Raw genomic sequence first — 21998 nt, 5'->3', positions numbered from 1 at the left:
TGCGGAGAACACCATGGGAGCCGACTTCTCCAGAGTGCGTCAGAACCCGCTCTTCGACTACGCCGGCGTCGAGCTGAAGCAAGGCGGCGTGCTGCTCGACGCGGACGCGAACGAGCTCGTCGCGATCGTCGACCGCCGGCTGCGCGCGCTCGCGTCCGACACGCTCGGCCGCGCGAGCGTGTCGTCGACGACGCCGGACGCGTTCAGGATCACCGTGCTCGCCGGCGCGCTGCAGATCGGCCGGGGCCGGCTCTACGTCGACGGGCTGCTCGCCGAGAACCACGGCGCGGCGAGCGCCGATCCGGCGAAGCGCGCGTACGACGACCTGATGGCCGAGCCAGCGTTCGCCGATCCGCTCGCGTACGGCGCGCAGCCGTACCTGCCCGGCCCGCCCGCGCTGCCGGCGGCGGGCCGGCATCTCGTCTATCTCGACGTATGGAACCGCGAGCTCACGCATCTCGAGCAGCCGGACCTCGTCGAGCCCGCGGTCGGCGTCGAGAGCAGCTCGCGCGTGCAGACGGTGTGGCAGGTGCGCGTGCTCGCCGACGACGCGGGCGCGGCCACGACCTGCGGCACCGCCGACGCCGACGTGCCCGGCTGGGCCGCGACGATCGCGCCGTCGACGGGCGTGCTGAGCACGGACACCTTCGACGTCGCGCCGAGCGACGATCCGTGCGAGCTGCCGCCGACGGGCGGCTACCGCGGGCTCGAGAACCAGCTCTATCGCGTCGAGATCCACGCCCCCGGCCTGCCCGGCTCGGGCGCGACGTTCAAGTGGTCGCGCGAGAACGCGAGCGTCGGCAGCCGCGTCGCGAGCGTCGTGTCGGGCACCGAGCTGGAGCTCGCGACGCTCGGCCGCGACGACGTGCTGCGCGTGAACACCGGCGACTGGGTCGAGATCGTTGACGACATGCGCGAGTTCTCGCAAGCGGCCGGCGAATTGCGGCGCGTCACGGTGGACGACGCGTCGCAGCGGATCACGTTCGCGCCCGCGCTGCCCGCCGCGATGCTGCCCGCGAACTTCCCGGACAGCGCGTTCCCCGCCGCACGCAACCTGCGCGTGCGCCGCTGGGACCAGAAAGGCCTCGTGTTCCGCACCGATCCGAGCGGCAAGCCGGTGCAGGTGCAGGACCTCGACGCGGCCGGCTCGACGGGCGCGATCAAGGTGCCGGCGGCCGGCACGTCGCTGCTGCTCGAAAACGGCGTCACCGTCGCGTTCGACTCCACCGGCGCGGCGGGCCTCAAGGCGGGCGACTACTGGGTGTTCGCCGCGCGCACGGCCGACGCGTCGGTCGAACGCCTCGATCGCGCGACGCCGCGCGGCGTCCATCATCATTTCGCGCGGCTCGGCATCTGGGATGCCGGCGCGGGCACCGTCACCGACTGCCGCCATCCGTGGCCGCCGCAAGGCGGCGGACAGGGCTGCGGCTGCACGCAGTGCGTGAGCCCGGAATCGCACGCGAGCGGCCAGTTGACGATCCAGGCCGCCGTCGACAAGGTGCGCGATACGGGCGGCACCGTCTGCCTGCACGCGGGCCAGTACGCGCTGAAGGAGCCCGTGCGGATCAGCGGCGCGCGCTCGATCCGCATCGCGGGACAGGGGCCGGCGACGACGATCGCCGCGCCCGGCACCGCGTTCGTCATCGAGCGCAGCGCGGCGATCGCGCTCAGCGCGCTCACGGTGTTCTCGCTCGGCCGCGCGTCGGCGATCAGCGTGCGCACGGCGTTCGGCCTCGCGCTGCGCGAGCTCGCGGTGGCCGTGTTCGGCAACAGCGACTTCCACGGCGCGGCCGTCGCGCTGAGCGGCGCGGTGCTCGACGCGAGCATCGAAAACAGCCTGCTGCTCGCGACCGACGGCGTGCGCGCGCTCGACGACCCCGACGAGCAGGCTCCGAAAATGCTGCTCGCGGCCGCGCTGCGCATCTGCGATAACGTGTTCCTGTGCAGCGGCGCGGCGGTCCGGCTCGACGGCGCCGTCGCGCATGCGTATGACACCTGCGTCGCGGGCAACCACGTGATCGGCACGCGCGACGCCGGGCTCTCCACGCTCGGCTCCGCGCTTCCGGGCGCGAGCGTGCGGATGACCGGCAACCACGTCGACGCGCGCGGCCCCGGCATCCGCTGCGCGCTCGGCGGCGCGTGGATCGCCGACAACCGGCTGCACGCGACGCCCGACGCGAACCGCGCGCTCGCGGGCGCGGGCATCGCGCTGACGGCGGGCGCCGACGAGAGCGGGCTCGACGCCGCGCACGTGCTCGCCAACCAGATCGACGGCTTCCCGGACGCGGGCGTATCCGTCGACGCGCCGGTGCGAAACCTGCTCGTCAAGCTCAACGTCGTCGAGCAATGCGGCAACGGCATCGTGATGACGGGCGCCGCCAGCGCCGCCTCGGTGTCGATCGAGAACAACCAGTTGCGCGACATCGGCCGGCGCGCCGATGCGACCGCCGCCGCCGGCGCCGCGGCCGCCACGGTTGCCGTGGGCGCCGCGACGACGATCGGCATCGGCGTCACGCGCGCCGCAGCCGCGACGGTGGCCGGCAACACGCTGCGCAGGATCGGGCTCGACGCGACGGCCGCGCCGCTGATCGCCGGCATCGTCACGTACTCGGTGCAGCGGCCGCGCATCGGCGGCAACGAAATCGTCGAAGTCGGGCCGCTCGAGAACTTCGGCGGCACGGCGGCGGGCATCTCGATTCGCGCGCCGTACAGCCAGGCCGAGGTGCACCACAACCACGTCGAGCGCGACGCGCAGTTCAACGACACGCGCAGCGACACCGCGTGGTTCGCGCTCAGCATCGACGAGCCGCAGCTCGACGGCAACGACGCGCTGTCGCGCCTCGCGCGCTTCACCGCGCTGCGCGTGGACGCGCGGCGCACGCTGGTGCTCTCGGGCGACCAGGCGTTCGTGAGCGCGGTGAACGCGGGCACGGCCGTCGACCCGGCCACGGGCGCGGCCGTGGCGGCGCCGGGCGCGAGCGCGTCGGTGCTCGGCAACGTGTTCGTCGCGCGCGGGCGCACGCCCGCCGTCGACGTGACCGCGAGCGGCGACGTGCTGTTCGGCGAGAACCGCTGCGAGCTGCGCGCGAGCGCCGGCAGCGCGGTGCGGCTGAGCGCGCCGGCGGCGATCGTCAACGCGAACCGCGTAAGCGGCGGACAGGAGTCGATCAGCGTGCCGAACCCGAAGGCGCTCGTCACCGCGATCGGCAACATCACGACGCGGAACATCGCCGCGCCGCTGCGGCCCGAGATGGGGCCGCTCAATCTCATCGGCTGACGGCCACGGGAGCCCGACATCATGCGCGTCATCGTCATCCAGCAGGACACCGACCTGAAGGCCGTCGCCGCGCAGCTCGGCGGCGCGCAGACCGCGAGCGCGTCGGCGCTCGAGCGCCTGAAGGCGCTCAATCCGCACGTGGACGTCGGCAGCATTCGGCCCGGCACCGCGCTGCTCGTGCCGGATGCGCCCGGCTTGGCCGGCGCGGCGGGGGCAGCCGGCGCGGTGGGCGGCGCGGCCGGCCCGAGCGCGGATGCGCAGCCGATTTCCGGCAACACGTTCGAGACGTTCGCGGCCGGAATCGATGCGGGGTTTCGGGCCGTCGCGCAGCGCGTGCGCGGCGCGTCCGACACGCTCGCGGCCGATCAGGCCGCGAGCGCCGACGCGCTCGGCACGAACGTCGCGAAACGGATGCTCGACGGTGATCCGCTGCTGAAGAAACAGGTCGATGAAACGAACGCGGCGGCCGCCGCGCGGCAGAAGACGCTTCAGGAGGCGCTCGCGCAGGTGGAAGCGATGCAGAAGCTGGCGAGCGACGAGATTGCGGCGCTGGGGAAGATCGTGCGGTAGCGGGGGGCTTGAAGCAGATCGGGTGCGCTAAAAAGGGTTGGCGACTTTTCTTACGAGACCGGGTCGATCGGATTTCCGGTGCCCCTCTGAGCCTGTCAGATTTAATGAGATGGTCACGCTGCTCCCCCCTCCAAATCCACATACCCTTCCATCTCCCCCGCCACGAAAAGCCGCTTCCCGAGCCGCGGATACTCACAGACATCATGCTCCAACCGCTGCCCCGCGGCGATGAACACGAGCGGCACATCCCCCGAGTTCTTCAACACATGCGCCGGCCCGCGCCGCGCAAACCCCAGAAAATCCCCCGGCCCGACCGGATAAGTCCGCTCCCCGAGCGTCGCCTCCCCATACCCGGACAGGATGTACAAGCATTCCTCTTCATAAAGATGCCGATGGCACTCGGACGACTCATGCCCCGGCATCAGCGTGATGATCAGAAACCCGAACTGCGTGATTCCGGTCTTGTCGCTGAGCGGCTTCTTCAGGCGGACCGCATTCCCGTTCAGCACGTGAACCGAGCGCACCTCTTCCATCGCCTCGATATCGGCCGCCTTCAGCAATTCCGGAGGGATGTTCGACATGATTGATCTCGCTCCAATGGGAATAAATATGATTTGAGTTTAAACAATCCAAAAACCATCTAAATCAGCCGCCGCCGCGCCAACTCGTCGGCCAATGCGTCCGCGCCCACGAACTTGCACCCCAGCAGCCCCGCTCTCACCGCGCCCTCGACGTTCGCATCGGCGTCATCGATGAAGAGCGTCTCGTCCGCCGCCGCGCCGAGCCACCCGACGCAGCCGAGATAAGCCTGCGCATCCGGCTTCGCCGCGCCGAACGTCGCCGAAGGATAAACGTCCGCGCCGAACACGCGCGCAACAGGCGGATTCAGATAATCGATGTAATCGGTGACAAGCCTGCAGTTGTTCGTCAGCACCGCGATCCGGCTGCGCTGCGCAACGCGCTCGGCCAGCGCGACGACGTCCAGGTTCGGCGTGATCGACGCCCTGCGCGCGATCAGCCAGTCGTCGCGGCTCACCGGCGCGCCGAGCAGTTCGGCCAGCTCGCTCAGGTATTGGTCGACGCCGATGAGCCCCGCGTCGGCGCGCGCTTCGAGGCCCGATTCCCAGATCGCGTGGCGCACCGCGTCGGGCGGCCGCCCCGTCAGGTCGGCGAGGCGCGCGGTGCGGGCGGCGCGGTCGTAAGTCGACAGCACGCCCTCCATGTCGAACAGCACCAGCTTGATCGGCGGCGTCATGCAGTCGGCCTCGCGTGAAGCGCCCGGCAAGCGCCGGACCGCCAGCGGGCGGCCCGTTCCGGGCGGCGGAAAACTTCTATTCTGGCTGCCCTCAAGCCGTTTCGCCAAAGCCCGCCCTCAAGGGTTATCCCGGATGCTCGCCTCGAATCCAAGTTGTATGATGACCACATCACATGACAAAACTCCCGCCATGTTCGAAAAAATCCCGACCCGGGCGATGAGCGACACGGTCGCCCAGCAGCTTCTGAAGCAGATCGAGATCGGCAGCTTCGCCGCCACCGGCAAGCTGCCGACCGAAGCGGTGCTCGCGCAGGAGTTCGGCGTGAGCCGCACGGTGATCCGCGAGGCGATCTCGCGCCTGAAGAACGAGGGCGTCGTCGAGCCGCGCCAGGGCAGCGGCGTCTACATCGCGCGGCACGCGGCGATCCGGCCGCTGCGGATCGATTATGCGGAGGCGGTCGAGGCGAGCTCGCTGCCGCATCTGCTCGCGGTGCGCCGCGCGATCGAGGCCGAAGTGGCCGCCGAAGCCGCGCTCTGCCATACCGACGAGGACATGGAGGACATCGACGCCGCGCTCGCGAAAATCGACGGCGCGGTGGCCGAAGGCCGCGACGGCGTCGCGGAGGACGTCGCGTTCCACCGGACGATCGCGAGCGTCACCGGCAATCCGTATTTCCTGAAGACGCTGAGCTTCCTGAACCAGTACCTCGAAGCGGGCGTGAAGGTCACGCGCGGCAACGAGGCGACCCGCGAGGACTTCTCGCGGCAGGTGCGCGAGGAGCACGCGGCGATCGCCGACGCGATCCGCGCGCGCGACCCGTCCGCGGCCCGCAACGCGGCCCGCGCGCACATGTACAACGCGGCGCGCCGTCTCGAGCAAGCCGGCATTTGCTGATCCGCGATCCGCGCGCGCCCGCACGGCGCGCGCGGATCGCCTCCCGAACGAATCGACGAGAAGGTTTGACCATGTCACGAAAGGTTGGAGTCATCGGGCTGGGCGCGATGGGCCTGGGTGTCGCGCGCTCGCTGCTGCGCGCGGGCTTTCGCGTGCACGCATGCGACGTGCGCGAGAACGTGCTCGCCGCCTTCGCCGCCGAAGGCGGCGTGCGCTGCGCGACGCCCGCCGGGCTCGGCGCGCAGTGCGACGTCGTGATCACGCTCGTCGTCAACGCGGAGCAGACCGATGCGGTGCTGTTCGGCGAGCAAGGCGCCGCGGCCGCGATGCCGCGCGGCGGCGTCGTGATCTCGAGCGCGACGGTCGCGCCGGAGTTCGCGGCCCGGCTCGGCGCGCGGCTCGCGGCGGCCGGCCTGCTGATGCTCGATGCGCCCGTGTCGGGCGGCGCCGCGCGCGCGGCGTCGGGCGAGATGACGATGATGACGTCGGGCCCCGCCGCCGCATACGCGGCGTGCGACGACGTGCTCGCCGCGATCGCGGGCAAGGTCTACCGGCTCGGCGACGCGCACGGCGCGGGCTCGAAGGTGAAGATCATCAATCAGTTGCTGGCCGGCGTGCACATCGCGGCCGCCGCCGAGGCGATGGCGCTCGGCCTGCGCGAAGGCGTCGATCCCGACGCGCTGTACGACGTGATCACGCACAGCGCCGGCAATTCGTGGATGTTCGAGAACCGCGTGCCGCACATCCTGAACGGCGACTACACGCCGCTGTCGGCCGTCGACATCTTCGTGAAGGATCTCGGCCTCGTGCTCGACACCGCGCGCCGCAGCAAATTCCCGCTGCCGCTGTCGGCGGCCGCGCACCAGATGTTCATGAGCGCGTCGAGCGCGGGCCACGGCGGCGAGGACGACTCGGCCGTCATCCGGACCTTCCCCGGCATCACGCTGCCGGCGCGCCGCTGATTCACCGGAGTTGCCCGCCATGAGCCCCGATCAAGCCTTTCGCCCCCTGCTCGGCTGCATCGCCGACGATTTCACCGGCGCGACCGATCTCGCGAACATGCTCGTCAAGAGCGGCATGCGCACCGTGCAGATGATCGGCGTGCCGGCCGCCGGCGCGCCCGTCGAGGCCGATGCGATCGTCGTCGCGCTGAAGTCTCGCACGATCCCCGCCGCCGACGCGGTCGCGCAATCGCTCGCCGCACTCGCCTGGCTGCGCGCGCAGGGCTGCCGCCAGTTCTTCTTCAAATACTGCTCGACGTTCGATTCGACCGACGCGGGCAACATCGGCCCCGTCGCCGATGCGCTGCTCGACGCGCTCGGCGGCGAGCGCGCGTTCACGATCGCGTGCCCCGCGTTCCCCGAGAACGGCCGCACCGTCTATCGCGGCCACCTGTTCGTCGGCGACGCGCTGCTCAACGAATCCGGGATGGAGCGCCATCCGCTCACGCCGATGAAGGACGCGAACCTCGTGCGCGTGCTGCAGCGGCAGACGGCGTCGAAGGTCGGGCTGATTCGCCATGACGCGATCGCGCTCGGCACGTCCGCCGTGCGCGAGACGATCGACACGCTGCGTCGCGACGGTGTCCGGATCGCGATCGCGGACGCGCTGACCGATCACGACCTGTACGTGCTTGGCGAGGCGTGCGCGGACCTGCCCCTCATCACGGGCGGCTCGGGCGTCGCGCTCGGCCTGCCGTCGAACTTCCGGCTCGGCGAGCTGTTGCCCGAGCGCAGCGACGCGGCCGCGCTGCCGAAGATCGACGGCGCTGCGGCAGTGCTCGCCGGCAGCGCGTCGAAGGCGACCAACGCGCAGGTCGACGCGTGGCGCGTCGAGCGCCCCGCGTTCCGGATCGATCCGCTCGCGGCCGCGCGCGGCGAGCCCGTCGTCGAGCAGGCGCTCGCGTTCGCACGCGCGCATCTGCCGCAGCCGGTGCTGATCTACGCAACCGCCGCGCCCGACGAAGTGAAGCAGGTGCAGCAGGCGCTCGGCGCCGAAGCCGCCGGCCACCTGGTCGAGGCGACGCTCGCCGCGATCGCGCGCGGGCTGCGCGAGATGGGCGTGCGCAAGTTCGTCGTCGCGGGCGGCGAAACGTCCGGCGCCGTCGTGCAGGCGCTCGACGTGAAGGCGCTGCGGATCGGCGAGCAGATCGATCCCGGCGTGCCCGCCACCGCGACGACCGAAGGAAGTCCCTGTGGGACGACCGAAGGAAGTCCCTGTGGGGCGACCGAAGGAAGTCCCCGTGGGACGCCCGGCGCGCAACCGCTCGGCCTCGCGCTCAAATCCGGCAACTTCGGCGCGACCGACTTCTTCGAGAAGGCGCTGCGCGCGCTGGAGGGCACCGCATGAGCCCCGCCGAAGCGAAGCTGCGCGACGAGATCTGCGAGATCGGCGCGAGCCTTTACGCGCGCGGCCATGCGGTCGGCAGCGCGGGCAACATCAGCGCGAGGCTCGACGACGGCTGGCTGATCACGCCGACCGACGCGTGCCTCGGCCGCCTCGACCCGGCCGGCATCGCGAAGGTCGATCGCGCGGGCAACGCGGTGTCGGGCGGCAAGCCGTCGAAGACGCTCGCGCTGCATCGCGGCATCTACGCGCACAACGCGCAAGCGCGCGGCGTCGTCCACACGCATTCGACGCACCTCGTCGCGCTCACGCTCGCGGGCGTCTGGCGCGACGCCGACGTGCTGCCGCCGATCACGCCGTACTACGTGATGAAGGTCGGCCACATTCCGCTCATTCGTTATCGCCGGCCGGGCGACCCCGCAGTGGCCGCCGAAGTCGCGGCGCTCGCCGATCGCGTGCGCGGCGTGCTGCTCGAGCGGCTCGGCCCAGTCGTCTGGGGCCCGTCGGTCGCGCACGCGTCGTACACGCTCGAGGAGCTCGAGGAGACCGCGCGCCTCTGGCTGATGACGAATCCGAAACCCGAGCCGCTCGGCGAGCCCGCGCTGGCCGAATTGCGCGACGCGTTCGGCGCGCGCTGGTAACGCAGTCCTGCCCGCCGTGTGCGCGGGCCATTCACCAGCACACGACACAGCGCCCGGCCGCGCACAGGCGGCCGGCGTCGACAACCATGGAGACAGCGGAAATGATTCCCAGCCAAGCAGCCGCGGCCCGGCCGCTCGAGGCGGCCGGACAGGCCGAGCTCGACCTCACGTACAAGAAAGTGTTCTGGCGCATCGTGCCGTTCCTGATGCTCTGCTATGTGGTCGCGTACCTGGACCGCGTGAACGTCGGCTTCGCGAAGCTGCAGATGTCGCAGGATCTCGCATTCAGCGAGACCGTGTTCGGCCTCGGCGCGGGGATCTTCTTTCTCGGCTACTTCCTGTTCGAGCTGCCGAGCAACATGCTGATGCACCGGCTCGGCGCGCGCATCTGGATCGCGCGGATCATGATCACATGGGGGCTGCTGTCCGCGGTCTTCGCGTTCGTGAAGACGCCGACGCAGTTCTACGTGCTGCGCTTCCTGCTCGGCCTCGCGGAAGCGGGCTTCTATCCGGGCGTGATCCTGTACCTCACGTACTGGTTCCCGACGCATCGCCGCGCGAAGATCATCGCGGTGTTCATGTCGGCGATTCCGGTGTCGGGCATCTTCGGCAATCCGCTGTCCGGCTGGATCATGCAGCGGTTCCACGGCGGCTCGGGCTTTCACGGCTGGCAGTGGATGTTCGTGATCGAGGCGGCGCCCGCAATCGCGATCGGCATCGCGACGATCCTCTATCTCGACAACAACATCCGCGGCGCGAAGTGGCTCACGGAGCGCGAGAAAAAGCTGCTGACCGACGAGATCGAAGCGCAGCCGCACGAGCGCGACAAGCACGCGCACTCGCTCGCCGCCGTGCTGCGCGATCCGCGGATGTGGTGGATGTCGCTGATCTATTTCACGTTCGTCACCGGCCAGTACGGGCTCACGTTCTGGATGCCGACGCTCGTCAAATCGACGGGCATCACCGATGCGCTGCAGATCGGCCTGCTGAGCGCGATTCCGTTCGCCTTCGCGATCATTGCGATGAACCTGTTCGGCCACAGCGCGGACCGTCGCCGCGAGCGCCGCTGGCACCTGATCGTGCCCGCGGCGATGGGCGCCGTCGGCTTCTCGGTGGCCGCCGCGTACTCGCACAACACCGCCGTGTCGATCCTGTTCCTGTCGATCGCCGCGGGCGGCGTGCTGACCTGCGCGCCGCTCTTCTGGTCGCTGCCCACCGCATTCCTCGCGGGCACGGGCGCGGCCGCCGGCATCGCGATCATCAACTCGATCGGCAACCTCGCCGGCTTCGCGAGCCCCTACCTGATCGGCTATCTGAAGGACGCGACGAGCAGCACGTCGACCGGCATGTACGTGCTCGCCGCAATGCTCGTGATCGGTGCGATCGCCGTGTGGCTCACACCGGCGAAGCTCGTCAACCGATAATCGATTGTCGGCGGGGCGGCGCGCCGCCCCGCCCCTCTCTCAACCTCCGGACCTGGAACCGACGCCATGCCACGCTTCGCCGCCAACCTCACGATGATGTACAACGAGCACGCGTTCCTCGACCGCTTCGCCGCCGCGGCACGCGACGGCTTCAAGGCGGTCGAGTACCTATTCCCGTATGACTTCCCCGCCGCCGAGCTGAAGTCGCGCCTCGACGCGAACGGCCTCGTGCAGGCGCTCTTCAACGCGCCGCCCGGCGACTGGGCGGCGGGCGAGCGCGGCATCGCGTCGCTGCCGGGCCGCGAAGACGAGTTCAGGCGCGCGATCGACACCGCGCTCGGCTACGCGCGCGTAATCGGCAACGACAAGATCCACGTGATGGCGGGCCTGATCGCGCCGACGCAGGATCGCGCGCGGCACCGCGACGTATATCTGCGCAACCTCGCGCACGCGGCCCAGGCGGCGAATGCGCAGAACGTGACGATCGTCATCGAGCCGATCAACCCGCGCGACATGCCGGGGTTCTTCCTCACCCGCCAGGACGACGCGCAGGCGATCTGCCGCGAAGTCGGCGCGCCGAACCTGTTGGTGCAGTTCGACTGCTATCACTGCCAGATCGTCGAAGGCGATCTGGCGACGAAGCTCGAGCGCGACATCGCGGGCATCGGCCACATCCAGATCGCCGGCGTGCCGCAGCGGCACGAGCCTGATATCGGCGAAATCCACTATCCGTATCTGTTCGGGCTGATCGACTCACTCGGCTACGACGGCTGGATCGGCTGCGAGTACCGGCCGAAGGCCGGCACGTCCGAGGGTCTCGGCTGGCTCGCGCCGTATCTGTAATCCCGCATTCTCACGAGGCACATTGCGATGAAGGTTCTCATCACTGGCGGCGCAGGCTTTCTCGGCCAGCGTCTCGCGAAACGGCTGCTCGCGCGCGGCGAGCTGGCCGGCCCGAACGGCGCGCCGGCGCGCATCGGCGAGATCGTACTGCTCGACGTCGTCAAGGCCCATGACTTCGGCGATCCGCGCGTGACGACGATCGTCGGCGACATCGCCGAGCGCGCCGTGCTCGATGCCGCGATCGACGCGCGCACGCACGCGATCTTCCATCTCGCGGCGATCGTCAGCGGCCAGGCGGAAGCCGATTTCGACCTCGGGATGCGGATCAACCTCGACGCGTCGCGCCTGCTGCTCGACGTGTGCCGCGCGCGCGGCCACCAGCCGCGCGTCGTGTTCACGAGCTCCGTCGCGGTGTACGGCGGCGCGCTGCCCGACGTCGTACAGGACGACACCGCGCTCGATCCGCAATCGTCGTACGGCGCGCAGAAGGCGATCGCCGAGCGGCTGCTGTCGGACTACGCGCGCCGCGGCTTCGTCGACGGCCGCGTGCTGCGGCTGCCGACGATCAGCGTGCGGCCGGGCCGGCCGAACGCGGCGGCTTCGTCGTTCGCGAGCGGCATCATCCGCGAGCCGCTGAACGGCGAGGAAGCCGTGTGCCCGGTGCCGGGCGACACGCGGCTGTGGCTGCTGTCGCCGCGCCGCGCGATCGACGCGCTCGTCGCCGGCTGCGAGCTCGACGGCGCGACGCTCGGCAACCGGCGCGTGATCAACCTGCCGGGAATCTCCGTGACGGTCGACGAGATGATCGACGCGCTGCGCGAAGTCGCGGGCGCCGACGCGGTCGCGCGGATACGCCGCGAGCCGGACGAGCGGATCGCGCGGATCGTCGGAAGCTGGCCTGGCCGGTGGGACACGTCGCGCGCGCAATCGCTCGGCCTTGAAGGCGACGCGAGCTTCGCCGACGTGATCCGCGGCTACGTTGAGGACGACCGGCGATAAGCCGCCACCCGACGACAGTCGACGGTAAGCCGCGCTGCCCGCCCGCGTTGCGGCGCGGACGGGCGCGCCGAACCGGTTCCACGCGAGCCCGCGGCGCCCCGTCCTGCGGCATCCGCGCGACACGCGCCGCCGACGGACGCGCATCCTGCCGCGTTTGCGACTATCGTTATAAGAATCCGGTCCTCGATTTCGCGCCCGCGTGCCGCCAGACGCGCGAACGAGCGACCGAACGACCGGCCGCGCACGACGCGTCGGCCACGAACGCTCGGATATGGCTGCCCTCTATGATTTCGGCGCGCGCAAGCTGCGCGCCCTCTACGATCGACGGCTGCGCTGCGACGCCGTGCTGGACACGGCCGCGCTGTTCCCGGACGCCGCGCGCTTCACGCGCGCATGGCGCGCGATCCGCGACGAGGCGCTCTCGGTGTCGCGCGACCTGAGCCGGATTCCGCGCTTCCACGAGATCATGCGCGAGCAGGCGGCGATCTCCGCAAACGACGCGCGCGACTGGCGGATGTTCATCATGCAGGCATACGGCGTGCGCTTCCCGCAAAACATCGAGCGCTGCCCGACGGTCGCGTCGATCCTCGCGGCGTCGCCCGACGTGCTGTCCGCATCGTTCTCGTTCCTCGCGCCCGGCAAGCACATCCCGCCGCATCGCGGGCCGTTTCGCGGCATCCTGCGCGGCTATCTGGTGCTGTCGATGCCGATGCGCGCGAACGGCACGCCCGCCGCCGTGCTGAAGATCGACGGCCGCGACTACCGGCTGCACGACGGCCAGTTCCTGCTCTGGGACGACACGTTCGAGCACGAAGTCTGGAACGAGAGCGACGACGTGCGGATCGTGCTGCTGCTCGACATCCGCCGCCGCGATCTGCCGCTCGCGCTCGCGCTGCTGTCGGGCGCGCTGATCCGGCTCGTGCGCGTCGCGATCCGGCTGCGCGGCGGCGCGATTCCGGTCTAGGGTCGTTCACGCTGGCAACGGGCTTGCGCCGGCCACCCGCACGAACGCGTCGATAACGCGCGCCGCCCCGCTTCGTCGCAACCCGCTTCGCTTTTCGCGCGCGCGCTTCGCATCGCACGGATGCATCGCGCCGCCTCGTTCGTAACATCATGGCATCGCCCGCTGCCGGCCACTTCCCTGCGCCTTGTCATGATCCAACTCTCCAGCGACATCGTCGTCACCCCGTTCGCGACAAACCTTTCGGCCTCGTTCGACAACGAGCGTCTGCCCTTCGCAGTCGACGCCGACATCCGGCAACAATTGCACGCACTGCTTCGCCAAGCGACGCACGGCGGCAGCGAGCCCGATTTGCGGCCATTGCAGCCGCAATGGCCGCAGCAGCCGCTGCAGTTCGCGACGACACAGCCGGACGATGCCGGCGATCCGCTGTCGTTCGTCGATGCACCGGACGACGCGCAGAACGACGCGCCGGACAACGCGCCGCCCGCGCGCTGCGTCGCGTCGCCGGATGCGTCGATGGCGCGCTTCGCGACGCAGATGCCCGACGCATCGACGCGCCGCCCGCCCGGCGACAACCGCACCGCGCAGCAGATCATCGACGACAATCCGCTCCTCAAGAATCTCGGCAACCAGAGCGGGATTCGCGACAAGCTGAACCAGTTCGTCGGCGGCAACATGTCCAACGATCCCGATCAGGCGTACAAGGCGGCGGCGCTGCTCACGTACGTGAAGAGCTCGAAGAACCGCGAAGGCGGCGAGCGGCCGGACGGCGTCGTCGGCGACGGCAAGATCGACGGCTTCACGAAGGACGGCGACGCGCGGCACGGCACCGAAGCGGGCCTGTTGCAGGACGTCGTGAGCGGCGGCGGCTGGCAGCATCTGCGCGAAACCGGGCACCAGCTCGACCAGACGAGCGACACGCACGTGCGGCTCGACGGCACCAACAAGGACAATCTCCAATGGGGCTTCGAGCAGGCCGGCAAGTACATCGTCGCCGTGTTCAAGGGCATCGGCAAGGCGGTCGTCGACATCGTCACGAAGGGCCGCTTCAATCCGGTGTCGGCCGTGCTGAGCGTCGTCAAGGAAGTCGGCACGTCGGTCGCGAAGCAGGCGGTCGAGGACAGCAATCTGTCGAGCGACGCGAAGCAGAAGGCGAACAAGGTATTCGGCGCGCTCGATTTCTTCTGATCCGGCGGCGGCCGCTCGACGCCTGCCCCGCGAAGCCGGCGGCCGAGCGCTCACCACCACGGAATCGCGACGAGCATCCCGCCGACCGCGCCGTTCACCGCCTGCGCCCAGCGGTATTTCATCGGCCGCTCGATGTCGCAGAACAGAATGCTCCGGTCGCGGCCGGTGCGGTTCTCGGCCCGGCGCAGACAGGTCTCGTCGAACCTCGCCGCCTTCACCGGCGGCAGCTTCGACAGGATCGCGAGCGAGCGCGGGCAATGCGCGAACGCCTCGTCGCGAAACGCGCGCGGCGTTACTGAATCCCGAGGTAGTGCCTGACGGCGGGCAGCCCCGGCTTGCCGTCGAACGTCGTCACCCCGGCGAGCCACTTGTCGAGCGACTGCGGATTCGCCTTCAGCCACGCGGCCGCCGCCTTGTTCGGATCTTCCTTGTTCATGATCGGCAGCATCACATGGTTCTCGATCGACGTCGAGAACTGCAGGTTCGACACGAACTTCGCGACGTTCGGGCAGCGCGCCGCGTAATCGGGCGGCGTCGCGGTCAGCACCTTCGCCTCGCCGTAGTTCGGGCCGAACACGTCGTCGCCGCCGCTCAGATAGTCGATCTTCATCTGCACGTTCATCGGATGCGGCTCCCAGCCGAGGAACACGATCCACTGCTTGTCGCGGATCGCGCGGTTCACCTCGACGAGCATCCCCGCCTCGCTCGATTCGACGAGCTTGAACTTGCCGAGGCCGAACTGGTTGCCATCGATCATCTTCTTGATGAGCGCGTTGCCGTCGTTGCCGGGCTCGATCCCGTAGATCCTGCCGTTCAGCTTGTCCGCGTACTTCTGGATGTCGGCGAACGACTTCAGGCCGCCCTGATATACGTAATCGGGCACGGCGAGCGTGTACTTCGCGCCCGTCAGGTTCGGCGTGGCGAGCACCTTGATCGTGCCCGCCTTCGTGAACGGCGCGATCATCGGGTCCATCGTCGGCGACCAGTAGCCGAGAAACACGTCGATCTGCTTGCTCTTGATCCCCGCAAACGTGATCGGCACCGAAGCGATCGTCTTCGTCGGCGCGTAGCCGAGCCCGGCGAGCATCGTCGACGCGAGCCCCGTCGTCGCGGCGATGTCGGTCCAGCCGACGTCCGCAAAGCGCACCGCCTTGCAGGTCGGCGGATCACCCGCCCGGGCGCTCGCGAACGGCGCGGCCGCGATGGCGAGCCCACAGGCCGCCGCGATCAGATTTCGCTTCATCGTGCTTCTCCTCATCACAAAGATGTCGTCAACATGGGATCGGTTCGTGGCTCACGCGCGCCGCGACCCCGGCGGCCACGCGCTTGTTTCGATACGGTTTCGATGCGGCCCCGATGCGCTCAGCGCGCCGACACGCGCCGCTCGTGGCTCGGCGCATGACCGAACTGCGCGCGGTACGCCTTGCTGAAATGGCATGGCGAGTGAAAGCCGCAGATCGTCGTCACGCGCGCGATCGATGCGTCGGTCGTGCGCAGCAGGTCGCGCGCGCGCTTCAGGCGCAGCGTCAGGTAATAGTGCGTCGGCGACACGTTCAGATAGATCCTGAACATCCGCTGCAGATGCCGCTGCGAGAGCCGCACGAGCCGCGCGAGCTCTTCGAGCGACAGCGGCTCCTCGATGTTCGCCTCCATCAGCCGCACGACCTCGATCAGCTCCGCGCGCGAGAAGCCGACGCGTGCGTCGACCGGAATCGGCTGCGGATCGGTCGCGCTGCGGATGCGCTCGAGAATGAACTGCTCGGAGACTTGCGCGGCGAGCGGCTGCCCGAGCCGCGCGCCGACGAGGTTCAGCATCAGGTCGAGCGGCGCGGTGCCGCCCGTGCAGGTGAGCCGGTCGCGATCGACGACGAACAGCTCGTCGGCGAAGCGCACCTGCGGAAACTCCGCGTGCAGCGCGGACAGGTTCTCCCAGTGCACCGCGCACCGGTAGCCGTCGAGCAGCCCGCACGCCATCAGCACGTACGCGCCCGTGCAGATGCCGCCGAGCGGCACCGCGCGCGCGGCGAGCGCGCCGAGCGCGCCGCGCACCGTCTCGTCCATCGCCTCACGAATCCGGATGCCGCCGCAGACGATCACCACGTCGGGCGGATCGTCGACGTCGAGCGGCTGCGTCGGCCGCACCGCGATCCCGTTGCTCGCATGCACGGGCGCGCCGTCGAGCGAGAAGATCGACCAGCGGTAATGGTCCGCGCGCGCGACGTAGTTCGCCATGCGCAGCACCTCGACCGCGCTCGTGAACGCGATCATCGAGAAGTTCGGCAACGTCAGGAACCCGAAATGCGCGGCCGAGGAAACCGGCTCGGCGCAGGCGGCGGGTGCGGCAGCGGCGGCGGACGTCACATCGCTCTCCAGCGAACGGGTTGCACGAAGCCGCTCCGGCGGCGGGCGGGCCCGCCGGAGACGACCGGATCGGCGAAACGAAGAAACCGGGGAAACGAACGAAAGCGGAAAACGTCAGGCCTGCGCGACCGACGATCGCGAGCGCGGGCCGAACAGTTGCCGGAAGCCCGAGAAGAGCGGCGCCTTCGCCGTGCCCGGCGCGCGGCCGAAGCTCTCGGTGATGCGGTCGAGGATGATCGCGAGCAGCACGACCGACAGGCCGCTCTCGAAGCCCAAGCCGATGTCGAGGCGCTGGATGCTCGCGAGCACGTCGTTGCCGAGGCCGCCCGCGCCGACCATCGACGCGATGATCACCATCGACAGCGCCATCATGATCGTCTGGTTCACGCCCTGCATGATCGACGGCAGCGCATTCGGGAACTGCACCTTGTACAGCAGTTGCCACGGCGTGCAGCCAAACGCCTGCCCCGCCTCGACGATCTCGCGGTTCACGTGGCGGATGCCGAGGCTCGTCAGGCGCACGGCGGGCGGCATCGCGAAGATCACCGTCGACAGAATCCCCGGCACGCGGCCGAGGCCGAACAGCATCGCGGCCGGAATCAGGTAGACGAACGCAGGCATCGTCTGCATCAGATCGAGGATCGGCCGCACGATCGCCGCGACCCACTTGCTCTTCGCGGCCCAGATGCCGAGCGGAATGCCGAGCACGAGGCTCACGATCGTCGACGACAGCGTGAGGCCGAGCGTGACGACCGTCTGATCCCAGAAGCCCGTCGCGAAGATCAGGAACAGCGACGCCGCCGTGAAGATCGCGAAGCGCCAGCCGACGCGCCAGAGGCCGACGCCGACGAAGCACGCCATCATCAGCCCCATCGGCACGGCTTGCAGCCCGTGCTCGACGAGCGCGGCGAGCCCCTCGATCGCGCGGCCGATCGCGTCGAACGTCTTCGCATCGTGGTCGAGCAGATAGTGAACCGACTGGTCGACCCAGCTACCGAGGGGGATGAGTTCAGACATGGAAACCTCGCGAACGCGTAATGGCTTTCAGAAGCACGGCCCGGTCGACCGAGCCGCAGTAACAGCCGTCGTCGTCGACGACGGGCAGCGCGTGCGGATGCGCGACGCATCGCTCGACGACGTGATCGAGCGATGCGTCGCGCGGAATGCTCTCGACCTGGCGCACGTTCGGCGTCGCGCCGTTCAGCGCGTCGCGCGTGACGAAGCCGCGGATCTTGCGCGCCTCGTCGAGCACGAACGCGTATTCGGCGCTGCCGTTCAGCGACGCGGCGACATGCGTCGCATCGAGCTTCGACACGGTCGGCACGGCGCCCGTGAGCATCAGGTCGCCCGCCGTCAGGTAGCGGCTCGTGTCGATGCCTTCGAAGAACGCGCGCACGTAGTCGTCGGCGGGGTTCGCGATGATCTCCTGCGGCGTGCCGACCTGCACGAGCCGGCCGCCTGCCATGATCGCGATCCGGCTGCCGATGCGCAGCGCCTCCTCGAGATCGTGCGACACGAACATGATCGTGCGGCGCTGCTCCTTCTGCAGTTGCAGCAGCACGTTCTGCATTTCCTTGCGCTTCAACGGATCGAGCGCGGAGAACGCCTCGTCCATGATCATCAGCGACGGGTTCACCGCGAGCGCGCGCGCGAGGCCGACGCGCTGCTGCATGCCGCCCGACAGCTCGGCGGGCAGCTTGTGCGCGAACTGCGCGAGGCCCACCTGCTCGAGCACGCCCATCGCGCGGCGCTCGCGGTCCTTGCGGCCCATGCCGGCCACTTCGAGGCCGAACGCGGCGTTCGACAGCACCGTGCGCTGCGGCATCAGCGCGAACGACTGGAACACCATGCTCATGTCGGTGCGGCGCAGCGCGGTCAGCTCCGCGCGGCGCACCCCCGCGACGTCGCGCCCGTCGATCAGCACCTTGCCGGCGCTCGGCTCGACGAGCCGGTTGACGAGCCGGATCAACGTCGACTTGCCGGAGCCGGACAGGCCCATCAGCACGAAAATCTCGCCTTCCCGCACGTCGAACGACACGTTGTGCACGCCGACCACCTGGCCCGTGCGCGCGAACACTTCATCCTTCGTCGCGCCTGCGGCGAGCATGTCCAGCGCTTGCCGCGGATTGCTTCCAAACACCTTGCACAGACCATCGACTACGACCTTCGGGGCATCCATTGCAACGTCTCCTCGTTGAGCGGGGAAATACGCCGTCACAGCGTGCCTACATGGTTGCCAGAAAAAACCCCGTGCAGCCGACGAATTGCGACAAACGCTTGCGCAAATACGACACGTCGGTACAAGTGCTGCGAACGACCGTTTCGGACCACCGACGAAAGGCGCCGGAGAGCGGCATGACGCGCCGCAGCGCGCGTCGCGCGGCCGCGACGCGCGGGCCGCCCGGCGACGCACGCCCGTACTACGCGCGGGAGGCTCCACGCGGCGTTTGCGCGGCGCCGCATCGCGCGCCGGATTTCCGCAGACTTATTCGCTGCAATGCGCGCTTTGCGCGCTTGAATCGGCGACGCGGCCGGGATATAGGCTCGATTCAATCTCTCCACAGCAACCGATAAGCATGGTCGATATCAGAACGCTCGACTTCAATCTGCTCAAAGCGTTCGACGCGCTGCTCGACGAGCGCAACGTGACGCGCGCGGGCTTGCCGTCGACGGGCGGCGCGATGTCAGACGCATCGATTCGAACGTTCGCTTCGCTGCCGATTCGATCCCGCGATGGCTCGTCGCTCGCCCGCGCCATCGCGCGACGCACGCCTGCGCCGCGCACGAACGAAAAAAAGCCCCGCCGACATTCCAACCGGCGGGGCCAACCCATGTCAGAGAAGTTTCATGGAGGAGACGGAGCCGATCATATCGGCCGGCCGGACGCATCCCAACCAAGCATTTCTGCTATCCAATTGCGTCGCGCGCGAAGCCGCGCAAGCGGCCGCCGGGTATATCGATAGAACGAAAAGTCGTTTCCCGCGCACCGATTGGCTCGCTAACATGCAACTCTCGGCCTGCCCCAGCCAGGCGCCGCACCCTCATGGAGCGCACTTTGACCGCATTTGACCAACACCGCCGGCCGTTCATCGTCGGCATCGGCGGCACGACCCGCGCGGCTTCGTCGACCGAGCGCGCGCTCGGCTTCGCGCTGCGCGGCGCGCAAGCCGCGGGCGCCCGCACCCGCCTGTTCGACGGCCCGTTCCTGCACACGCTGCCGCACTACGCGCCGGAGCGCCGCGCGCTCACCGACGCGCAACGCGAGCTGATCGACGCCGTGCGCGCGGCCGACGCGATCGTCATCGCCACGCCCGGCTACCACGGCGGCGTGTCCGGCCTCGTGAAGAACGCGCTCGACACGCTCGAGGAACTGCGCGCCGACGAGCGCCCGTATCTCGACGGACGCGCGGTCGGCTGCATCGTCACCGCGTACGGCTGGCAGGCGGCGGGCACCGTGCTGACGTCGCTGCGCGCGATCGTCCACGCGCTGCGCGGCTGGCCGACGCCGTTCGGCGCCGCGGTCAACACGCTCGAAACGCGCTTCGAAACGGTCGATCGCTGCTCGGATTCGAAGGTCGCCGCGCAGCTCGAGACCGTCGGCGCGCAGGCCGCCGAATTCGCGCTCGCGTTCGCGTCGCACCGCGCGGCAACCCGTGTCGCGAGCGATAACGCGCTCGCGACGGTGCTGGAAGCCGCGACGCACTGAACGCACGCGCATCGCACGCTCGCTGCGTGCGGCGGCGCGCGTGCGCTTCGACGGGCGGCCTGCTCCTCCCGCGCGTTGCCCCGCGCTGATGACCATTCGTTCGCGCCGGGTGATTTGCTTAAGCATAAAGATTGGTTCACGCGCACGCGTCGATTGCTTACGCTGCAACCTCGTTCTCCCTTCGCGAAAGCCATGAATCGTTCGATCCGCTACAAGGGCTACGAGGTCGCGCCCGCGGCGGCGCGCTTGCCGAACGGCCTGTTCGCCGCGAACCTCACGATCGAGAAAGCCGGCCCCGCGCCCGCGCGCGCCTACTCGTTCGACGCCATCGATTTCTTCTTCGACGAAGAGCACGCACTTGCCTACGCGTTCCGCTGGGGACGCCTGTGGGTCGATTCCCACTGTTGAGCCCGTCGCCGGCGCCGGCCGGCACGCGCGGCGCCCGCAGGCGGCGCCTGCGGCAGCGGCCGCCAAAATACGTGATTCATCGAGCTATGCAAGAATCGTCAGCTCCTGACATCACGATACCAATCAGCCATGTCTGACACGCTGCGACGAGAACAAGCGGCGGATCACGCTATGCGCAACTGGGTCCATGAGAGTCGCGGCCCAGTGCGAATCGGTTCCGACGCGCACAAGCAGATGTTCTGCAAGATGCTGCTCGACACCCACAACCCGTACAAGCCGGCCGTCATCGATTGGCCCGCCCTCGCCCCCGAAGCGCTTCAGCGCCTGACGTCGCTGCCGATCTGGGACATCGCCGTGCAGACCGAGGGCCGCGCATCGATTCGCGTCGCGACGTTCGCGTCGACGGTGCGCGATCCGTTGCTGCGCGCCGCGCTCGACCTGAACGCCGCCGAGGAAGCGCGGCACAAGGTCGTGCTCTCGAAGCTCGTCGAGGCATACGGCATCCGGCTCGCGCGCGAGCCCGCGTATCCGGCGCCGAAGGACGCCGAATGGGCATGGATGGTCACGGGTTTCAGCGAATCCATCGACAGCTTCTTCGCATTCGGCCTGTTCCGCTCCGCGCAGCGCTCCGGCTATTTTCCGGAAGAACTCGTCGAGACGTTCGAGCCCGTGATCCAGGAGGAAGGCCGCCACATCCTGTTCTTCGCGAACTGGTTCGGATGGTACTGGCGCAACATGCGATGGTGGCGCAGGCCGTGGCTGTTCGCGCGCGTCGCCGCGGTATGGGCGTTCCTGATCTGGGAGCGGATCGGCATCGCGCGCGGCATCGACGCCGACGGCGTCGCGCGCGACGCGAATTTTCCGGCCAATACGGCGGCAACCGTCGGCGACGCGCTGAATCCGCGCGCGCTGATCGAGCTGTGCCTCGCCGAGAACAACCGCCGGATGGCCGGCTACGACAAGCGGCTGCTGCGGCCGGCGATCGTGCCGCGGCTCGCGCGGTTCGCGCTGCGCTTCATCAGGAAGCCGTAATCGCGCGCGGTTGCGCGCATCGTCACGCATCGGGTGGGGCTGCTGCTCGCGAACGGACAAGCGGCCTTCGACGCCGCGATGGCGAAGAT

The 21998-nt window shown here is 69.3% G+C and carries 20 protein-coding genes and 2 pseudogenes; 15 read left to right on the top strand and 7 right to left on the bottom strand.

Annotated features, from left to right (window positions below; translation table 11 throughout):
• The first annotated feature begins 13 nt into the window (after window positions 1-13).
• Together AQ610_RS23740 and AQ610_RS23735 are read left to right on the top strand one after the other, a co-directional pair.
• Complete coding sequence (locus tag AQ610_RS23740; RefSeq protein ID WP_043283149.1) at window positions 14-3277, top strand: DUF6519 domain-containing protein; 3264 nt, start codon at window positions 14-16, stop codon at window positions 3275-3277.
• Window positions 3278-3298: 21 nt separating this feature from the next.
• Window positions 3299-3847: a hypothetical protein gene (locus AQ610_RS23735; RefSeq protein ID WP_006028792.1), complete on the top strand. Its 549-nt coding sequence runs from the start codon at window positions 3299-3301 to the stop codon at window positions 3845-3847.
• A 113-nt stretch (window positions 3848-3960) separates the two neighbouring features.
• On the opposite strand, the gene AQ610_RS23730 is transcribed toward AQ610_RS23735, so the two are convergent.
• Complete coding sequence (locus tag AQ610_RS23730; RefSeq protein WP_006028793.1) at window positions 3961-4428, bottom strand: cupin domain-containing protein; 468 nt, start codon at window positions 4426-4428, stop codon at window positions 3961-3963.
• Between the two features lie 59 nt (window positions 4429-4487).
• Window positions 4488-5102, bottom strand: a complete 615-nt coding sequence (locus AQ610_RS23725; protein WP_006028794.1) for an HAD family hydrolase — start codon at window positions 5100-5102, stop codon at window positions 4488-4490.
• Window positions 5103-5292: 190 nt separating this feature from the next.
• Here AQ610_RS23725 and AQ610_RS23720 point away from each other — a divergent pair, with 190 nt between their 5' ends.
• The 9 genes from AQ610_RS23720 to AQ610_RS23680 all read left to right on the top strand — a co-directional run bounded on the left by AQ610_RS23720 (window position 5293) and on the right by AQ610_RS23680 (window position 14402).
• A complete protein-coding gene (locus AQ610_RS23720) occupies window positions 5293-5997 on the top strand; it encodes a FadR/GntR family transcriptional regulator (protein WP_009915287.1) in 705 nt (234 codons plus the stop codon).
• Window positions 5998-6062: 65 nt separating this feature from the next.
• Window positions 6063-6959: an L-threonate dehydrogenase gene (gene ltnD / locus AQ610_RS23715; protein WP_331457918.1), complete on the top strand. Its 897-nt coding sequence runs from the start codon at window positions 6063-6065 to the stop codon at window positions 6957-6959.
• 19 nt (window positions 6960-6978) lie between these two features.
• Window positions 6979-8346, top strand: coding sequence for a 3-oxo-tetronate kinase (gene otnK, locus AQ610_RS23710; RefSeq protein ID WP_006028797.1), 1368 nt, complete (start codon window positions 6979-6981; stop codon window positions 8344-8346).
• Window positions 8343-8984, top strand: a complete 642-nt coding sequence (otnC, locus tag AQ610_RS23705) for a 3-oxo-tetronate 4-phosphate decarboxylase (protein ID WP_006028798.1) — start codon at window positions 8343-8345, stop codon at window positions 8982-8984. Before otnK ends, otnC begins: the two co-directional genes overlap by 4 nt.
• A gap of 101 nt (window positions 8985-9085) precedes the next feature.
• On the top strand, window positions 9086-10408 hold the full coding sequence (locus AQ610_RS23700) for an MFS transporter (RefSeq protein WP_009915291.1): 1323 nt from the start codon (window positions 9086-9088) through the stop codon (window positions 10406-10408).
• A 66-nt stretch (window positions 10409-10474) separates the two neighbouring features.
• A complete protein-coding gene (otnI, locus tag AQ610_RS23695) occupies window positions 10475-11251 on the top strand; it encodes a 2-oxo-tetronate isomerase (RefSeq protein WP_009915292.1) in 777 nt (258 codons plus the stop codon).
• A 27-nt stretch (window positions 11252-11278) separates the two neighbouring features.
• On the top strand, window positions 11279-12250 hold the full coding sequence (gene denD / locus AQ610_RS23690) for a D-erythronate dehydrogenase (protein ID WP_006028801.1): 972 nt from the start codon (window positions 11279-11281) through the stop codon (window positions 12248-12250).
• 271 nt (window positions 12251-12521) lie between these two features.
• Window positions 12522-13214 (top strand): aspartyl/asparaginyl beta-hydroxylase domain-containing protein, encoded by a 693-nt coding sequence (locus AQ610_RS23685; protein ID WP_006028802.1) that lies wholly within the window; start codon window positions 12522-12524, stop codon window positions 13212-13214.
• Window positions 13215-13403: 189 nt separating this feature from the next.
• Window positions 13404-14402: a hypothetical protein gene (locus tag AQ610_RS23680; protein ID WP_006028803.1), complete on the top strand. Its 999-nt coding sequence runs from the start codon at window positions 13404-13406 to the stop codon at window positions 14400-14402.
• A gap of 68 nt (window positions 14403-14470) precedes the next feature.
• On the opposite strand, the pseudogene AQ610_RS23675 reads toward AQ610_RS23680, so the two are convergent.
• The 5 genes and pseudogenes from AQ610_RS23675 to AQ610_RS23655 form a co-directional block, all read right to left on the bottom strand.
• Window positions 14471-14671 (bottom strand): annotated as a pseudogene (locus AQ610_RS23675) (lipid A hydroxylase LpxO); the annotation flags it as partial.
• 23 nt (window positions 14672-14694) lie between these two features.
• A complete protein-coding gene (locus AQ610_RS23670; protein ID WP_009915293.1) occupies window positions 14695-15645 on the bottom strand; it encodes a choline ABC transporter substrate-binding protein in 951 nt (316 codons plus the stop codon).
• 119 nt (window positions 15646-15764) lie between these two features.
• A complete protein-coding gene (locus AQ610_RS23665; RefSeq protein WP_006028806.1) occupies window positions 15765-16763 on the bottom strand; it encodes a GlxA family transcriptional regulator in 999 nt (332 codons plus the stop codon).
• Between the two features lie 114 nt (window positions 16764-16877).
• A complete protein-coding gene (gene choW, locus AQ610_RS23660; RefSeq protein WP_006028807.1) occupies window positions 16878-17780 on the bottom strand; it encodes a choline ABC transporter permease subunit in 903 nt (300 codons plus the stop codon).
• Window positions 17773-19233: pseudogene (locus AQ610_RS23655) on the bottom strand (quaternary amine ABC transporter ATP-binding protein); the annotation flags it as partial. The gene choW and the pseudogene AQ610_RS23655, both read right to left, overlap by 8 nt.
• 106 nt (window positions 19234-19339) lie before the next feature.
• Between AQ610_RS23655 and AQ610_RS37600 the strand changes: the two are divergent.
• The 4 genes from AQ610_RS37600 (at window position 19340) to AQ610_RS23635 (ending at window position 21909) form a co-directional block, all read left to right on the top strand.
• Window positions 19340-19726 (top strand): hypothetical protein, encoded by a 387-nt coding sequence (locus AQ610_RS37600; RefSeq protein ID WP_006028810.1) that lies wholly within the window; start codon window positions 19340-19342, stop codon window positions 19724-19726.
• A gap of 80 nt (window positions 19727-19806) precedes the next feature.
• On the top strand, window positions 19807-20469 hold the full coding sequence (locus AQ610_RS23645; protein WP_006028811.1) for an NADPH-dependent FMN reductase: 663 nt from the start codon (window positions 19807-19809) through the stop codon (window positions 20467-20469).
• 192 nt (window positions 20470-20661) lie between these two features.
• Window positions 20662-20877: a DUF6566 family protein gene (locus AQ610_RS23640; RefSeq protein ID WP_004198708.1), complete on the top strand. Its 216-nt coding sequence runs from the start codon at window positions 20662-20664 to the stop codon at window positions 20875-20877.
• Window positions 20878-21006: 129 nt separating this feature from the next.
• The gene (locus AQ610_RS23635) at window positions 21007-21909 is read left to right on the top strand and encodes a hypothetical protein (RefSeq protein WP_009915303.1); all 903 of its coding nucleotides are present in this window, start codon (window positions 21007-21009) and stop codon (window positions 21907-21909) included.
• Window positions 21910-21998 lie beyond the last annotated feature (89 nt).

The sequence above is a fragment of the Burkholderia humptydooensis genome (genome assembly GCF_001513745.1).
Taxonomy (GTDB): Bacteria; Pseudomonadota; Gammaproteobacteria; order Burkholderiales; family Burkholderiaceae; genus Burkholderia; species Burkholderia humptydooensis.
Note: the sequence above shows the minus strand (reverse complement) of the source record. Positions and strands in the feature narration are given on the sequence as shown.

Excerpts from the sequence above, each read along its gene's own strand:
- AQ610_RS23740 (WP_043283149.1), top strand. The coding sequence starts at position 14 with ATGGGAGCCGACTTCTCCAGAGTGCGTCAGAACCCGCTCTTCGACTAC.
- AQ610_RS23735 (WP_006028792.1), top strand. The coding sequence starts at position 3,299 with ATGCGCGTCATCGTCATCCAGCAGGACACCGACCTGAAGGCCGTCGCC.
- AQ610_RS23730 (WP_006028793.1), bottom strand. The coding sequence starts at position 4,428 with ATGTCGAACATCCCTCCGGAATTGCTGAAGGCGGCCGATATCGAGGCG.
- AQ610_RS23725 (WP_006028794.1), bottom strand. The coding sequence starts at position 5,102 with ATGACGCCGCCGATCAAGCTGGTGCTGTTCGACATGGAGGGCGTGCTG.
- AQ610_RS23720 (WP_009915287.1), top strand. The coding sequence starts at position 5,293 with ATGTTCGAAAAAATCCCGACCCGGGCGATGAGCGACACGGTCGCCCAG.
- otnK (WP_006028797.1), top strand. The coding sequence starts at position 6,979 with ATGAGCCCCGATCAAGCCTTTCGCCCCCTGCTCGGCTGCATCGCCGAC.
- otnC (WP_006028798.1), top strand. The coding sequence starts at position 8,343 with ATGAGCCCCGCCGAAGCGAAGCTGCGCGACGAGATCTGCGAGATCGGC.
- AQ610_RS23700 (WP_009915291.1), top strand. The coding sequence starts at position 9,086 with ATGATTCCCAGCCAAGCAGCCGCGGCCCGGCCGCTCGAGGCGGCCGGA.
- otnI (WP_009915292.1), top strand. The coding sequence starts at position 10,475 with ATGCCACGCTTCGCCGCCAACCTCACGATGATGTACAACGAGCACGCG.
- denD (WP_006028801.1), top strand. The coding sequence starts at position 11,279 with ATGAAGGTTCTCATCACTGGCGGCGCAGGCTTTCTCGGCCAGCGTCTC.
- AQ610_RS23685 (WP_006028802.1), top strand. The coding sequence starts at position 12,522 with ATGGCTGCCCTCTATGATTTCGGCGCGCGCAAGCTGCGCGCCCTCTAC.
- AQ610_RS23680 (WP_006028803.1), top strand. The coding sequence starts at position 13,404 with ATGATCCAACTCTCCAGCGACATCGTCGTCACCCCGTTCGCGACAAAC.
- AQ610_RS23670 (WP_009915293.1), bottom strand. The coding sequence starts at position 15,645 with ATGAAGCGAAATCTGATCGCGGCGGCCTGTGGGCTCGCCATCGCGGCC.
- choW (WP_006028807.1), bottom strand. The coding sequence starts at position 17,780 with ATGTCTGAACTCATCCCCCTCGGTAGCTGGGTCGACCAGTCGGTTCAC.
- AQ610_RS37600 (WP_006028810.1), top strand. The coding sequence starts at position 19,340 with ATGGTCGATATCAGAACGCTCGACTTCAATCTGCTCAAAGCGTTCGAC.
- AQ610_RS23645 (WP_006028811.1), top strand. The coding sequence starts at position 19,807 with ATGGAGCGCACTTTGACCGCATTTGACCAACACCGCCGGCCGTTCATC.
- AQ610_RS23640 (WP_004198708.1), top strand. The coding sequence starts at position 20,662 with ATGAATCGTTCGATCCGCTACAAGGGCTACGAGGTCGCGCCCGCGGCG.
- AQ610_RS23635 (WP_009915303.1), top strand. The coding sequence starts at position 21,007 with ATGTCTGACACGCTGCGACGAGAACAAGCGGCGGATCACGCTATGCGC.